We start from the raw sequence: 15,528 nt of genomic DNA, 5'->3' as shown, positions 1-15,528 counted from the left end.
TTCTCAGACTACCGCTATGCAGCTGACTAGGGAGCGGAGCTACACAGTGCCATCCCAGACGAAAGGCTCGCGCGATAGCTTCTCCGGCTGAAACTGTTGGCACAGCTCCTGCACGGAAGAGGCCTCATATCCTAAGGACCGAGCCAAGAGCTTGACGACGTCCCCCACATCCCTCCTGTGCCCCTCGAGAAGCTGACGCAGGGTCACTGCCCCATCGCGCTTGGAAAGGCGCACTCCCTCGGAGTTGAGCACGAGCGGCACGTGGACGAACTCTGGCTCCGGAAAGCCCAGAAGATGTGCGAGATAGGCCTGGCGTGGGGCAGAGGAGAGGAGATCATCGCCGCGCACCACCTGATCCACGCCTTGGAAGGCATCGTCAACGACAACCGCCAGGTTATAGGCCCAATCCATGCCCTGGTTCGGGTCAGCTGGCGGCTGGCCGCCGCGGCGCAAGATGAAGTCATCTACCTCACCGGTGTACTCGCCCACCACGGCATCGTGGATGGTGTACGTTGCCGCCTCAGCGCGCAGGCGAATCGCGGGAACGCGGTTCTGGGCGGCGAGTTCGGCTCGTTTGGTGGCCCGTTCATCGTCGCTAAGCGCCCGGCACGTCCCCGGATATTGACCCGGAATTGCATGCGGTGCGCGGGAGGCTTCCTGGATGTCCTTACGGGAGCAGTAGCACTCGTAGCTGGGCAGCTGCGAAAGCGCCTCCTCGTAGGCGGCATAGCGATCCTGCTGGTAGATGACCTCCCCGTCCCAATCCAGTCCCAACGTTGCGAGATCCTCCAGCTGGCGCCTAGCCGATTCCCGCGAGGAACGCTGCGTATCAATGTCTTCCACGCGAACGAGGAAGCGCCGTCCGCTGCTTCGCGCATAGAGCCAGGCGAGGAGCGCCGTGCGGAGGTTGCCTAGGTGCAAATCACCAGACGGGCTCGGAGCATAGCGGCCGGCGGGAGAAAGAGAATCCATGCAGTCCAGTCTAGGGGCCGCGCGGAGGCGAGTCCTCCACTAGAATCGCCCCCATGGCTTCTGACGCGACCTATCCCCTGCTTGATTCCGCCGACGCCGAGCGCATGCTGGCCTATGCGCGCTCCCAGAGCTCTGGTCTAACACTGCCCACTACGGAGTCAGCGCACATTGACGCGCAAATTAACCGGGTCATCGCGAAGGATTCTTTCCTAGGCAGCATCGAGGATGCGCGTCCCGCTGCTCTCTACCTGGAAGCCCGCGAGACTCTCCGCCAGGCCGCAGGCACCATCGAAGATGCCAACGACTCGTTCGCTATTGCCTCCATCGGCGTGCTGACCGGCCAGCCAGATCTGGTGGCTACCGGCTACGCCCGTGTGGCACGCGCCTGGCTGGATAATGGTTTTAAGGAAGAAGCAGAGAAGTTCGCCGCCAAGGCCGCTGCTGCGGGGGATCGCTCCGTGCTCGATGAGATTGCTGCCGCGCAGACCGCTGCTAGCCACAAGGACTTTTCTGAGGCCGTCACTGCATCAATGTCCCAGCCCGTTGCCGATTCTTCGGCTGTGTCTGCTGCCTCTGGTGGGGATAGCAGCCCGTCCACACTTGCTGAACTGCGCACGCGCCTCGACGCGGCCAAGAACGGCGATGCGAAAGCTCACGCCGCTGAGTTTGTCACCATCAATGACGCGGTGACCTCCGGGAATTTTGATGGATCGGGAACATCGTTTGTGGATGTCCTCACGGTCATCCTTGAATCCGCTGTCGGTGCTCTCTGGGCATCAAACTCGCAGGACGACTGTTCCCGTGTAGCCGCGCAGTCCTTCGCCATCCTGTCGAATGCCCGCCGCGAAGAGGAATACCAGCAGATGCCACCGGCGATGCTGGCGCGCTTCTACAGCGATGCCGCAGCCAACTCAAGCGGGGACACAGCCCAGCGCCTGGCATGTTTGGAGGCAGCCGAGCGGGAGTACGCCCGCATCGGGGATGTCGACAACGAGCTGCAAGCCATCCTCAAGCGGGTAAACCTGCATGTTCTCCCCAATGACCCCCAAGAGGCCTATGACATTCTGGCCTCCCGTTATGTGGATTCTACGAAGCTGAAGAGCCTACCGGTGGCCGCTAAATGGACGGTGCTCTACTCCGAGAGCTTGCGCACGCAGGCCGAGGACATGTTCAAGTCCACGCAGGTTCTGCTTGATTTCTTGGAGAAGCACACCGCCTCCGCAGCCACGACCCCGACCGAGCAAAGCGCCCTAGCGGAAGTAGCCGAACTCCTCGGTGACCGCTATGCCGCCGGCAACGTAGCAGAACGCGCGCGGAACATGTACCACTTCGCCTACAACCTCTTCGACGCCGCCGGCAATACGCGCGCACTAGAGGAGCTGCGTAAGAAAGCCTAAGCCCCACCGAACCACTGACGGTTCACCGGCAGCCACAACAGCACGATAACCACGGCCGAGGCGATGGACACCGGCATGACCGAGCTTACGGGGATGAGCAACACTAGCACTGCGCTGATAGCGGTAAGCGCGATGCGCGCTGACTGCTGTGCATGCAGCACGTAGGTGGTCAGCACACAGACGAACAGCACCAGAACGCCCAACAGCACACCCAGCTCGGTCGACAGCTGTTCCGTGCGAGTCACTGCTTCCGGACTGTTCTCAAAGGCCACGAGCTTGCAGATATTAAACACCGCATAGGAGCAGATGAGCAGCTCAATGACTGCTGCGACTTTCAACGGCCATGGCGCCCACTGGGCCTTCATATCCGCTGCTCGGCGCGATTCCCGGGCAGCATCCGTGACGTGCCCATAGCGATAGTCCTGCGCGGCATTCGGGCCAGCCGGCGTGGGCGCTGGGGCGGGATGCTGGTGCCCCGGCTGCAAAGGCCCAGGCTGCGGGGTACCGAAGGTCATGAGACGTCCTGCGTAAACACGCCACGACGGCTCAACTGCCACCGGATGGGGTCGAGCACGCGGTAGGGCGCAATGCCGCTGCGCGCCAGCTGACGGCCCGTCGGTGCTTCACCGAGAGCAGACACGACGAAGAAGCTTCCCTCACGCGGCGCCGCGGAGTACAGCTTGTTGATGAGATCGTTCGCGCCCAGGAAGCGCAGCAGAGACTCGGCTTCCTGGTGGACCATGTAGCGGTCCGAGTCGTTGAAATTCCAGCCAGTATCGCGCCGGAAGGCCGCACCACGGTTGGACATGAGCTTCTTCCACCGCACATCATCAACCTGTTCAAGCTTCTGCACGGTATCGAACTTGGAAATAGTCACAGCCAGTGGCGGCGGGGTATCCGTATCGAGAAGATCAAGAAGGTTATCCAGCACGCTCAGCGAATCCGCGCCCAATTCACCAATGTTGGGGATAAGACCGTGGATGAAATCCTGAATCTGCTTTACGCGCAGCGGATCGAAAAGGAAAATGACGAGGTCTGCGTGGGAAAAGAACGCGAGATTCTCGCGATCAGCCTCGTTCTCCGGCGGGTTTTCCAGGTCTTCGCCCGCCACATCGCGGAAGACCAGGTAGTTCATGCGCGGTTGTCCCTGCTCATCCGGCCATACACCCAGCTCGTAAATGAGTGGGTCACGCTGGTAGGCATCCGTCGCCACAGCGCTCGGCGTGGGATCCATGGCGCGCATCTCCTCGAAGAGAGGCTTTTCATAGACCTCCGCGTAGCGCTCGCGCGTCGACTCATCCGCTGGCTGCACGGATCTATCGTGCTTGTGGGCCAACTGCTTGAGCTGCTTAATCATCACCGCCGTGTACAGCGACTTGCCGGAGTTTCGGGCACCGGCCATAGCTACGCAATGCGTAACCGCATCGGTCCACCCCTCCGGCAATTCTCGGTTCGTGTACGGGCTCACTGTCACGCCCGCCTCTAGCGGCTTGAACGTCCATGGGCAACGTGCCTGGGTCATGAGTTCCTCTCCTTCAGCATGGCAGTGACTCGGTCGGTGAGCTCGGAAAGCTCGGTATTGGCGCCGCTGTCGAGCTGCTTGACGACGTCCTCATCAATCACCGCATACGCCACCTGGCGTGGCGTGCCATTGATGTGGGCGAGCTCCAGCTCTTGGCGGCCAATAGCACTCGTGATGAGTACGACGGTAGGCACGCCGGTATCCAGCATGGACGCTACCGGGGAGTCGGTAACGTAAATAGCCAGCGACGTCGTGGACACGATGTTCGGCCCGTGCCACGGGCGCTGCCCCACGCGCTCCGCACCGTTTTCAATGACCCCACTGATGAAGCGAGTCAGCTCATCCACCTTGTGGGTCTGGATGCTGTCTTGACCATCGGTGGCGCGGAAGCGCTTGAAAGCATCCGAGAGCGCATCGATGTACTTGGCGGCTGCCTCGACAATCTTTGGTGTGACGTTCACTTGCATGGACGCAGAACCATCGACGATGACAGTGACATCATCCAGACCAGAAACATCGAGCTCGGCGCGCCGCATCTTGGAACGCACCTCACGGGCGGAATCTGTAATACCAGCGCCTTCGGTCGTGCCGAAGGCGTCAAGGCGGTAGCTGCCGGACTCCGGTGTGACTTCGGCGAGGCGCTCGGGGGAGTCCTCGGCAGCGTCGATAAGCACGCGCGGGAAAGTCACCGAATCGCCCGCGTTGCTCACCGTGAGGCGCACCTCACTGCGCTGGCCAAAGGTGCCGCCGCGCTTGGGCTGCACCACGATGGTGGCGCGCTCCGGAAGGGAGTGAACCATCAGGGACAAGTCGTGCACGCGGACAGCATCGACGCCTTCACCGACGATGGCCAACTCCATCGATGCACCACCGCTGCCCATCTCGAAGGCTTCGACGCGCAGGATGCCGTCTGAGCCGATGCGGCGGGACTCGCCGTCCCGCAATGTGTATTTAGCCATGACGCTTCTTACCTTCTTTAATCTTGCCTAGTCGTGTGTTGCCTAACATCCATCGCTTCACAGCCCCGGGCCTCTGCCCTGACCCTGTCCGCGGTTCTGCCAACCTGGTTGGTGCGGTTGGTGCCGCACGGAGCGCTCTGTGAGGAGCTGCGCCACGGCATCGAGCACCGTGGCGACGCGGCCAGTGGCATAACGCTCGCAGTTTTCAAGGTGGAACGCATTCGCAAAATGATCAGCGGTGAGGTGCGCGACGTGTTCAAGGTCGCGGTTCTCCCACGGCCGCAGTGCATCCTCAGCCAACAGAGTGAAATCCCGGGGGAAATAAAAGACCCACGAAGCAATAATCGCTGACATGAGTAGCTTGTCCAGCCCGTCACCCAACGTGGATTTGTCCAGGTACGCCAACTGGATGGAGCGGCCGCGATGGGTATCGAGGTACTCAATCCACCAGCGCGCATCAAAGGTGATGAGCTTCTGGTATTCCTCAGCACTCAAGGCTGGGACGGTCGCGTTCGACCCAAGCTGCGTGCCCGGAGTGACTGTTGCCGTGGCTGGTTCAGGAGCGGGCTCTGCCGGGGTAAAGCTGGGGGCTGCGCTTGTCGACGTCTCCCTATCCGGCCCCGCACTTGCCGACACCATAACCGCGCCAGCTGCCCCAGCTGCGAAAGGATTATCCGATGCTGCGTTCAGTGGTAGCCCATCATCGCTCGGCGAGAGCTGCTCCTCCAGGGGGCGCGAGGCTGCAAGAGGATTCGGCGGAAATGGCGCGGCGGGATCGCCGCCACCAGCAAAAGGCGAGGAACCGAAAGAAGGTGCCCCAAACGGTGCTGCCTCTTGCGCCGCCGGGGCTTCTGGCTCCGCTGCGGTTGCTTCCGTCTCATCAGACGTTCGTTCGTAGGCGCTGACATCAGGGAGGGCCTCACCCAGCACAAACACCACTGGGTTTCCGGAAATGGCGGTGTCTGCCAAGCGCTGCTTTTCGCTCGGTGGGACCACGATCATGGTGGACGTGCTCAATGGGAATTCATTGATAGCTGCGGCCCGTTCAAAAGTAGAGAATCCAAAACCGTCCTCTCCCACCTCGCGGGCAGTGGCGGCAATCCACAATGCTGCTTGATTATCAGGCGCCACGAGGATGACCAGCCCGTTCCGAGAGTTAAGCACCGTGGCCATTGCCGATACCAACTCACGGTTGAACGTGGAATCTGGGTTCGGGGTTACGGACTTAAACGGCGCCGGAAGTTTCTCCGGCTGGCGGAATTCCCCGTCGAGGAACTCGTCGAGCAAAACATCTGAATGCAGCGGACCGCGCGCCGCGATTCCTTCCGGAATCTGCACCTTATCCACCTCATAGATGGAAAAAGGAGCAGGTACATCAGGGGAATAGAGCACCGTAGAGGGAGCCGGCGGATTACCGGTTCGCGTCACGGTCGTGTAAGTGAACACATTGCCGCCGCGCCCAGTGGCATCGAGACCCGCCGGGACTGACACCATGGTTACCCACTTATCCGCTTCCGGAGTCAGCGCGAAAACTGCTGTGCGGCGAACAAGCTCAGCTCGCTGCTGCGCGGAAGGAAAATCCGGGATGGCAGTGCCGTTGTTGAGCGAGGTGGGCACGAAAGACACCAGCTCCGCGAGCTCCTCTTGAGTAAGGTCACCAACTTTCTGGCCCACTCCCCAACCGCCAGCACGGCCTTTGGCGCGGGAGAAAGATGCATAGCTAAATGCGCCGCCCATCGCTACTGGCCTCCTTGGAAGAACTGGTCCTGACCATAATTCTGGCCATAGCTCTGGTCGTAGTACTGCCCGGGCTGCGGCTCGGTGTACTGCTCAGAATACTGCGGGACATCATTCGGGCCAGCGGCGTAGAACATCAAGCGGTTCGCCACATCTCCTTCCACGACCACGGCCTTATCTGATGCGCTCAACGTGGGCGATGCCTCGCTATAGCTCTCAGCGAATCCACTGAAGGCATCATCACCGCCGAAGCTGTCGAAGGAAGAATCAACGTAGGTATCGAACCCTTCCACAGCAAACAAACGAATGAATCCACCGCGCTGTGCATACTGACCGAGCGACACAGTGAAGTCTGGGTACTGCCCACGTGAAGGGCCCAAGCCTTGTGCCACGTGGGTCGTGCTCTGCAGGTTGGTTTCCACAATGCCGAGTGCCTCACCGTCTTCCGGGAAGAGTGGCAGGCGGTCAGCTCGGTACACGACCTGGCAAGAGAACTGACGCTTATCGCCATTGCCCAGGCTCCACAGGTAGACCTTGACCTGGCCTTGGTAGACATCGACGTCAAAGTCATACGTCACGGGGCGCAGCCCCTCATACTGAATGACGCGCTCCTCGCCCTCAGTGCGCTTACCAGCAAACACCGCATAGGGCTTGAGGCGTACGGTATCTCCGTGCTGGTCGAGGTGCAGGCGGATCCCTCCTTGGAGGTCATAATCCTCTTCACGAATCTGGTCATGTTCGCGGTTTGTAGAGTATTCCACCGCGGTAGCGCCCTTCGGCCAATCGAACGTAATGAGCTGACTATCCACACGCTCGATGAGACGGAACTGGTCATCTTCAATGGACTGCACGCGCTGCAACACCTTGGATTCGCCTACCCAGGCATCGGCGTCGTTGAAGTTCACCGGGGTGATGTACACCTCGTACCAGTCCGGTGGCCACGTCATAGTGACGGTCTGGAAAGAACCCGCTTCAGAAATGCCGCGAGTCTCAGTGAATGCGCTCGATAGCGCACTTTCGACGTACGTCTTTGGTACCGCTGAGGTAGTCAGATCTGCTGGTGGAGCAGTGGGAGTGAGATAGATATTCACCTCACCTGACTTCGGTGAATACCAATCCACCTCAATGGAATCATGGCCGTACTCGCTGCGGCGTTCACAGCGCGACAGCTCCAGCTTTTCCAACTCACTGGCCAGCTTCACGGAGCGCTGCACCGCAACCTCATCCTGGCTCTGCTCGGTAGCACCATGGAACTCTGCTTGGCCCAGCAGGGAGATGACGATGGTTTGACCGGATTCTTGGACCGGGATGGTGGCCTTGCGGCCCGAGCTGTCCACGTCCTGCTCAAATCGCGGGGAAAGCAGCTCCTTCTCGCTATCACGGCAGGCATAGACCATGGCGCTGGAATGGCCTGGCAGCAGGTCCCAGGAGACTTGGATGGCCCCCTTGATGGTTGAGACTCGCACGTTGACCGGTGGGAAGACCACAGCGGTATCACCCATGAAGACCGGCTGGCTATTAACCAGTTCACGCAGATCCGTACCTTTATAAGCCCACACGGCGTAGTGCCGCAGTCCTGCTTCTCCCGGGTTGTTATCGCGGTAAGCAGTGCCCTTGGTGTACACAAGAGTATCGCCAGCGTCAGGGGAGGCAACCATCTCGGAATCATCAGCCACCACGCGATAGAACACGACCTCGTTCGGCTCATGCTCAAGCTCCGGCCACCACAGGCGTACCGGGTGGCGCTGGTCGGATTCTTCTTCTGGCTCCGGTTCTACGCCATAACCAAATTCATCACCGGACTCATCCTCGGCCGCGATGGTCTCTGGTACTTCAACCGCAAACTCAATGCCCGGTGCCACCCAGTTGGGGTCTTGGCGGTATTGGTACTCTGCCCGGATACCGAAGCCCGGGATGGTGATGTAGTCCTCTTCGTTGACCTGGGTCTTCTGCTCTTCTTCCGCTTGGAGCTCTGCCCACTCGGCCAAGAAGTCGCGCGGCGCTGAAGCAGCCGGTGCTTCCGACCCCGGCTGCACGTGAGGCTGCGTCTGCTGAACGGCAGCGGCCTGCTGCTCGTGCTGTTGACGCCGTGCTTGCTCTGCCGCTGCGCGTTCGTTGGCTGATTGCTGCGCAACCTTGTGTTCGGTCGCGCGTTCCTGTGCCACCGCTGCGTTGAGGGATTCCGCACTCAGCTCCGGGTGATCTACTTCCTCACCGTTAAATGCAGCGGCAATCTGCTCGGCAAACTGCCTAAACGGGGCGGAGACAGCCTCACGGACATCGTCAGCACTCACACGCTTCAGCTCATGCAATGTTGTGAGCTCGCTAAACGGAACATCCTTGATTGAGGGTTTCGGGGTGTGTGTCATCAACGTTCCTTAGATCAATCTTCCCTAGAAGGTTTCATCGAGGTCCGACAAGTCCGGAGTCCCCGGCTGACCAAACACGGGGTTAGCATTCGAGCCCTGCTGCCACGGCGCACTCTCCTGGGTACCACGGGAGTCGCTTGGCGCATCGGTCTGTGCTGGCGCTCCGAAGCCCATGTGGCTGGTGTCATCCAGCTCATCGAGGGACAAGTCCGCGGTGTTGTCATAGGTATGCGCACCAGGGACGGAATCGGGGATGAGGTACTTGAAATCAGTGATCTTTCCGTACTGCACCACCGTGACCGACCGGGAAAGCTGACTGGTCAGTGCGGTTTGACTATCCACTTCCACAATGCGAGTGCGGGAGCCGTCAATCTCGGTGTAGCCCTCAGCGCCGCCAGCACTGGTCAACGCATTGGGACTGAAGGCCTGCAAAGCGCCCTTTTCCTGATTCATGCCGGCGAGGAACTCGCTCGTGCTCTGGCTCCGGGCGCCCCCTTCCTCACGGAAGGTGACGTGGCCCAAGTACTGCTGCAAGCTGCGCGACATGCGCGGGTCCGTAATGACCTTCTGCCACTCTTGCTGCTTCAAGTCGCGGTCCTTCATATAAGGGTGATCAAGGTTGCGCGAGAGATTATCCAACGCAGTACTCGAACCGAGACCAGCCATTCCCCACATCTCATTGAGCGCCACGGCCGTGTGGCCAGTACGGTTGCGCTCAAAGGTGTTATTCATGTCATCCAACATGGACTTCAGCGATCGGTGCGCCCACTCCGTTTGGAAAATATGGGAACGAATCTCATCCGTCATGCGCACAGCATCGTCACGGTTGAGCACGGCCTGGGCAATACGAGCGTTCTCCGGCAGTCCGGACTGCGGAGTACGCAGGTGATCGCTCGAGGTTTCCTTGCGGCCGAATGGGGCGTAGATAGCACGGCCCAACAAGGCCGACCAGCTCAAGAACTGGTTGTAGGCATTGGAAATGCGCGCGATTTCCGCCGAAGATGTTGCCAGGTTCTGCGCTGCAATCTCTTGGTTTCGAGCAAGAAGCTTGCGGCGCTGTACATAGTCAAAAATATCGCGCTGGGCCTTGGTGAACACCGCCCACGAGCACAAGAGGAAAAGCAGAATCGCCACAATGACGCCCACCACATACCACGGCCAGTCGAACCACTGCAGGTACTCACCGAGCGGCAGATCCTGGTTGTAGCGGCCAGCCACCATGTAGGTCAGAAGCGCAAGGAACACGAAGAGGACAATCCACATCGTGCGTAGCTTGCCGGTTAGAGCTTTGTTTTCTGCGTTGAAGTCGCGTGCCTGGAAGCTGTTGGCCAGCTCCTGTAGCTCGCGGGCCATAGCGTGTGCCTCACGGTATTTCTGCTGAGCATGGCCCAACTTATCCCACAGTCCCTGGCCTACCTTCCATGCGAAGGTGGTGCTGTTCTTCGCACGCCAGGAAGCAAACTCATGCTTCTTGCGGCTGACAGCCTCATTACGGGTCTGCTGACTCGTGTACTCGATGTCGGCGGCGAAGCGCTCTGCACCTACCGGGTCGAAGGGAGCCACCGTTGCCTGCGACTCATGCGTGTACCCCAAGGTACTGGTCATGAGCGGATGGAAACCATAGAAGGAAGCGCTGACATCCTGCACGGACTGGCCACCGTACTGCACGATGTACATGTTGCCCTGGTTATTGCGAAGACCCTGGGTATCAATACTCTCGCGCCAGGAACCATCAACCAGTCCGAGCGCATAATCGTGATAGGCCTCCCAAGTGTGGGACAGCTGCGGCTCTTGGCCCAGCGAAAAGTGCTGTTCCTGTGCCACGCGCATCGTGTGTTCGCTGGCTTGGCGCAGTTCATCAACGCTGGTGGCACCGCTCCCCTTGCCGGAGTGCCCTGCCAGCACAACCTCGACACTGGAATTCTCGCCGTACAGCATCTTCTGGAGGAACGTGGCGGCGTTCTTGTTCATGGCACCGCGCTGGCCCTCGACCCAGTCCTGGGGCTTGCCGACGACCGTTGACCAGTACAGACGCAGATTATCTTTGAGCGCTGCCCAGCCACTGACCTTGTGGGACTGTAGTTCCTCATAGGCGGTAGGCGCGCTCACCAGTGGGGAGATCTGCTGGTCAATGAACATCTTGGCGCACTGATCCGTGAGTTGCTCAGGGTTTGCGTAGTGCACAGCACGGGAAATGTTGTTGACCTGCGGCTGCGGAAGACGCTGAGTGGGGTCAAAGACGGCTTTCTTGACCTTGTCCTCAATGTCACTGGCGTCGATCGTGCGGTGGAAGGCACGCACAAGCCGGAAACGCTGGCGGTCACCGGTTTCGATGACTCGGTGTGTATCGGGGTCCAGCACGGCCGGCTCCGGCATGCCGCGCCACAGGCCGAAGATGCTGGCCACGGCAGGAGCAGCAAACTGTGCGAGCTCGAAACCATCCTTGGTCCGCTTGATGGGGCGAATCCGTGAGGAGGCCGGGGTTCCACCTTCTTCCGGGGAAAGCACGAGGTTGCTCCATCCCTGCAGCGGCATTACCTCAACGTTGTCCATCGGCAAGGCGGACAGCAGCAGACGAACGCGCAGGTTTGAGGCCTGAATCAGGCGCTGGTCGACTGCACTGACCCACTCCGTGAGCTTGTTAGCGTCCTGCGGTTGTTCAGCATCCATCGGATCAATGGTGGCGAGGAGGACGTCACCGGACAAGCCGCGGAGGGCATCATCAAGCGTCGACAAGCGCGCAGTGCCCTCCTCCGTAAAGGAACGCACAACCGCTCCGTTGGTGGGGTGCGCGTAGTCGATCCATACGAAGTCTTGTAGGAGGCCGACGGCACGCAAATCGCTCAACCGCGAGCGGATATCATCCGCAGTCGCGCCGTGCCCGAAGATAATTACGTTCGTCATTAGAAGGTGTCATCCAGATCGTTGAGGTTGAATTCCGGTGAAGTGGTCTGCCCGAAATCTGACTCTGAGGTACGTGCCTGCGGGCTTGGCTGCGCCACGGGATTCTCGGCCACGGTCTTGGCTTGGTCCAGGTAGTTGCGGATAACCGGCACCATGGCGATAACGTCTTCGGCCAAGTCGCGGTAGTACGGCGTCATGGATGCCACCTCGCGGGAGCGAATCTCTGCGAATGGCTTGTTCGCGCGGCCCTGACCTGGCAAGGCGTTGGTGTGGCCCGGAACGAAGTGATCAGCACCGCGTGCGAACTTGTCCAACTCCGCGACGAAGGTTTCGTAGCGATCCTGGATGGACGTGCCCACTGTGCCGCGGTTCGGAACTTCACCGGACGCAAGGAACTGCGCCAAACGGTGGACAACCGGGTGCGTTGATGCGCCGGAGTGAGCGAAGTCGAGTCCATCGTCGAAAAGCCCACGCAGCAACTGGTACGGATACAGCGATGATGCGAAGCCGTGAGGGCCGTTCTCCTGCACCTTGGCGTATGCGATGAAGATGGATTCCAGTACCGAAGACATCCAATCCGACTTCTTGACCATGCGGCGCGGCGAGATGAGCATGGGGTTCGGGAAGTCGACCCAATTGTTCACGCCACCATCAGTGTCATCAAAGATATGGGCCGCGGCGTTGCTGGCGTCTGGGTTGGAGATGTACACGCGCCCAGTGATGCGGCCAATGATCCAACCGGCAACCATGGCCTGGCGCTCGGTCTCCGTGAGCGGCAACGCTGCCGGGAGCGGGCGGGTTCGGCGCTCCGACCACCAAGAACCATCGAAGTTGTCCTGCTTCTCAATGTCCTTGGCGATGTAATTGAACATGGAGGAGAAGACAATCGGCGAGTAGTTCGGGTAGGAGCCGAAAATCTCGATGTGCTGAACATGATCCGACATGTTCAGGGAGTTGCGGAGAGCAACCGAGGACGGGCCGTCAATCTCTGGGCGGTTGAGCACGGACTCCAGCTGCGCAGCGATACCGCTCTCTGCGGAGCCGAGCTCAGCAAATGGGATATCGGAGAATGAGTAGGTGTACTGCACTGACTTGCCATGGATGCGCTGGACCATGTCGTCATTGACAGCCGCCAGCGGGCGGGCATAGCTCAGTGCCAACTGGAAGGCCTCCACGAAGCGGCGCTGGCGCTCTGCGTGCTCGACCTCGTTGATGTCTGGGGTCAGGGTGAGGTAGCGGCGGAGGTCGACCGAGTTGAACTTCTGGAACTCGTAATCACGACGGTTAATCCACTGGCGGGAGCGCTCGAGCAGATCCGTTGGACGAATCTTGGCGTGGTAGTGCGCACGCTGGGATTCACGGGACTCACCAGTCTGCGGGTGACGCGACAGGTACTTAGAAACCCAACCAGCACGGTTGGAATATGCATCGTTCGTGCGCTTCTGCGGTGCCAAAGTGTCATTCGGCGCTTGGGCCGCGTCGAGGGATTCCCACTCACCGCGAATAACGGAACGCACTGCGAAGGGATAAGCCTGCTCATAGTTGGTGACGTCCGCCGTGGACTGCTGGCCCTGGATGGTGCGCAGCATCTGATCCTTGTAGTCAACGATGAAGGAGTTGACGTCCGTGAGCATGATTTCGTTCTCGGCACCCTTGAAGCGGGTTTCGACAACCTCATCAATTTCCGTCGGCCACGCGTTGACTTCATCGGTGCGCACATCCGCAAGCTTGTTGGTTTCAGCGCGCTTGGACACTGCCTTCTCTAGCACGGCGTGGGCATCTGCCAGCTCGCGCTTGAGGTGGAAAAGGTTCTCGTCGGCATAATCCTGGAGAACATCCTTGAGCAGGTGTGCGATGGCCATGAGCGTATAGCTGTAGAACTGGTTGTAATACAAGCCCATGAGTGCATTAACCGTCGGCGTCGGGTCCGTCATCTGGCCCTTACCGGTCAACGGGCTCAGGATGGGATCCGCGCCCTCCGGCTTCGTCAGCACGCGGGTGTTTTGGTAGTAACCGGAGTACTCTCCTAGAACCGGCATGAGGCGGTCAGAGTTCGTCAACACATCCGTAATCTTCGAGAGCATTTCGCGCACATAGGGCACGCCGACGGCCGCCAGCTCGCCCTCGACGGTGGCCAGCACGCTGTCAGTGAAGAAGTTGGCGTAGCGGTAGACAATGTCATACGCAGCGTTGTTCAGTACGGAAGCAATTGCCTGTTCGTTGCGTGGGTCAGCCATGTTGCCTTCGAACTCGTCACGCCACTCGTTGACGTTACGGCCCTGGCCTACCGGGATGTAGTTCTGCAGGTACTTCGTTGCGCTATCCGCAGCCTGCTGAGCCTGGCCACCGAAAACGCTGTTGAGCCAGTTCCAGACGCTGCCGCTATCAATCTGACCGCCGTGCGCCCAGGACGGATCAAGAGTAATGGAGCTAAAGGCGTTGGGCAGGCGCTCCTCGAGCTTCTTGGCAATCTGCATCTCACCGGCTTCGGGGTTCTGCGGATCGAGGTGGCCGTTGAAGAGACGCTCAAAGGCGCTGCGGGCTAAGCGCTGAGAGGAGTACTCGGCGAAACGGTCACGGCCCATGGATACCTGGGCATAACCAAGAGAACCCCAGGGCAAGCGGCCCCACGGAGTACCACCGGTAGGGCTATCCCAACCGAAGAAGCGGCGGCCGCCGTCACCCGCAGGAGTATTGGTCAACGCGTAGGAGACAAGGTTGTCGCTGGCCTTTGTGGATGCCATCAGGCCGGCCAATGCGCGGCCAAGACCACGATAAATGGACATGGCAGAACCATCGCCGAAACGTGCGCTGGTGGTGCCCATCTTGGAGCCAATCGGGAAAATTCGGCCGAAGGTCTGGCCCTCCGGCGGGTTACCCATATCGAAGGCTTCGAAGATGGCACGGTCATGCTTGCTGGAATTACCCATCTGGGCTGCCACGACTTCACCAAACATGGCCAGGGAGTTCGGCCAGGCGCCAGCCATGTCATCGGCCTTGTTATCGGAGAATATCTCCGGGGTGTACATGAAGACGAGGGTGCCCTGCGGATTCACATTCGGAATAGTAGTGAGCACGCGGCACACATCAAGGAACATCGAGGCACCGGCACCGCCCGCCATGGAGGAGACCACGAGGACGACCGGCTGGGAGTCACCAGTGTCAGAATCCAACTTGGTCTGCTTGTAATTCAAGCGGTTGAGTTCTTGGATTGCTTCCTGGGTGAACATTTCATCCACCGCTGCCTTGAGGGACTGGCGAATCTCCTTGAGGTGCGGCAGGGTCAGCATGCGGCCGATTGCGCGGTACTGGCCGGCACCATCAGCAAGCTTGACGTCATTGGACGCCGGGTTTCGGGTAGCCCAGGTGGCAATTTCACCGAGCTTGCCGGAGCGGCCGAGGATGCTGGATACTCCCTCGTCGAAGGTGTTGTAGTTCTGACGCGAACCAATGCCGACGTACTGGCCGCCGTTTTGAGTCACGTTGGGCAGTTTCTGCGGGCCGGCTTCCTCCTCAAGAGGCACGTCGATGTTGACGAACTGCCACGCCTTGGGCAGTTCGGTCATGTCCGGGTCAATGCTGCGCAGCTCCGCTTTGAGCTGATCCATCATGAACGCCAGGGTCTTGGCGCCGGAGCCACCGCAACCGACGACGAGGAACTTCTTCAT

At 59.9% G+C, this 15,528-nt stretch carries 9 protein-coding genes; 1 reads left to right on the top strand and 8 read right to left on the bottom strand.

Going from position 1 to position 15,528, the window contains the following annotated elements:
- Positions 1–39: 39 nt before the first annotated feature.
- The gene (gluQRS, locus tag HMPREF2875_RS06600) at positions 40–972 is read right to left on the bottom strand and encodes a tRNA glutamyl-Q(34) synthetase GluQRS (protein ID WP_070671440.1); all 933 of its coding nucleotides are present in this window, start codon (positions 970–972) and stop codon (positions 40–42) included.
- A gap of 53 nt (positions 973–1,025) precedes the next feature.
- Here gluQRS and HMPREF2875_RS06595 point away from each other — a divergent pair, with 53 nt between their 5' ends.
- Positions 1,026–2,369 (top strand): hypothetical protein, encoded by a 1,344-nt coding sequence (locus HMPREF2875_RS06595; protein WP_070671438.1) that lies wholly within the window; start codon positions 1,026–1,028, stop codon positions 2,367–2,369.
- Here HMPREF2875_RS06595 and HMPREF2875_RS06590 read toward each other — a convergent pair.
- Genes HMPREF2875_RS06590 through HMPREF2875_RS06560 form a run of 7 tightly spaced genes read right to left on the bottom strand, consistent with a single transcriptional unit; the run spans position 2,366 to position 15,528 of the window.
- A complete protein-coding gene (locus tag HMPREF2875_RS06590; RefSeq protein ID WP_070671436.1) occupies positions 2,366–2,884 on the bottom strand; it encodes a hypothetical protein in 519 nt (172 codons plus the stop codon). The genes HMPREF2875_RS06595 and HMPREF2875_RS06590 overlap by 4 nt on opposite strands.
- The gene (locus tag HMPREF2875_RS06585) at positions 2,881–3,891 is read right to left on the bottom strand and encodes a TRAFAC clade GTPase domain-containing protein (protein ID WP_070671433.1); all 1,011 of its coding nucleotides are present in this window, start codon (positions 3,889–3,891) and stop codon (positions 2,881–2,883) included. The genes HMPREF2875_RS06590 and HMPREF2875_RS06585 overlap by 4 nt, the downstream gene beginning before the upstream one ends.
- Positions 3,888–4,850, bottom strand: coding sequence for a hypothetical protein (locus HMPREF2875_RS06580; protein WP_070671431.1), 963 nt, complete (start codon positions 4,848–4,850; stop codon positions 3,888–3,890). Before HMPREF2875_RS06580 ends, HMPREF2875_RS06585 begins: the two co-directional genes overlap by 4 nt.
- A 57-nt stretch (positions 4,851–4,907) precedes the next feature.
- Complete coding sequence (locus tag HMPREF2875_RS06575; RefSeq protein ID WP_070671429.1) at positions 4,908–6,587, bottom strand: GAP1-N2 domain-containing protein; 1,680 nt, start codon at positions 6,585–6,587, stop codon at positions 4,908–4,910.
- A gap of 2 nt (positions 6,588–6,589) precedes the next feature.
- Positions 6,590–8,956, bottom strand: coding sequence for a SaeA-related protein (locus HMPREF2875_RS06570; RefSeq protein WP_070671427.1), 2,367 nt, complete (start codon positions 8,954–8,956; stop codon positions 6,590–6,592).
- Between the two features lie 24 nt (positions 8,957–8,980).
- Positions 8,981–11,860, bottom strand: coding sequence for a hypothetical protein (locus HMPREF2875_RS06565; protein ID WP_070671425.1), 2,880 nt, complete (start codon positions 11,858–11,860; stop codon positions 8,981–8,983).
- Positions 11,860–15,528 carry a tubulin-like doman-containing protein gene (locus tag HMPREF2875_RS06560; protein ID WP_070671423.1) on the bottom strand — a complete coding sequence of 1,223 codons (3,669 nt, stop codon included), beginning with the start codon at positions 15,526–15,528 and terminating at the stop codon, positions 11,860–11,862. The genes HMPREF2875_RS06565 and HMPREF2875_RS06560 overlap by 1 nt, the downstream gene beginning before the upstream one ends.

The organism is Corynebacterium sp. HMSC078H07 (assembly GCF_001812805.1).
In the GTDB taxonomy this organism is placed as follows: domain Bacteria; phylum Actinomycetota; class Actinomycetes; order Mycobacteriales; family Mycobacteriaceae; genus Corynebacterium.
Note: the sequence above shows the minus strand (reverse complement) of the source record. Positions and strands in the feature narration are given on the sequence as shown.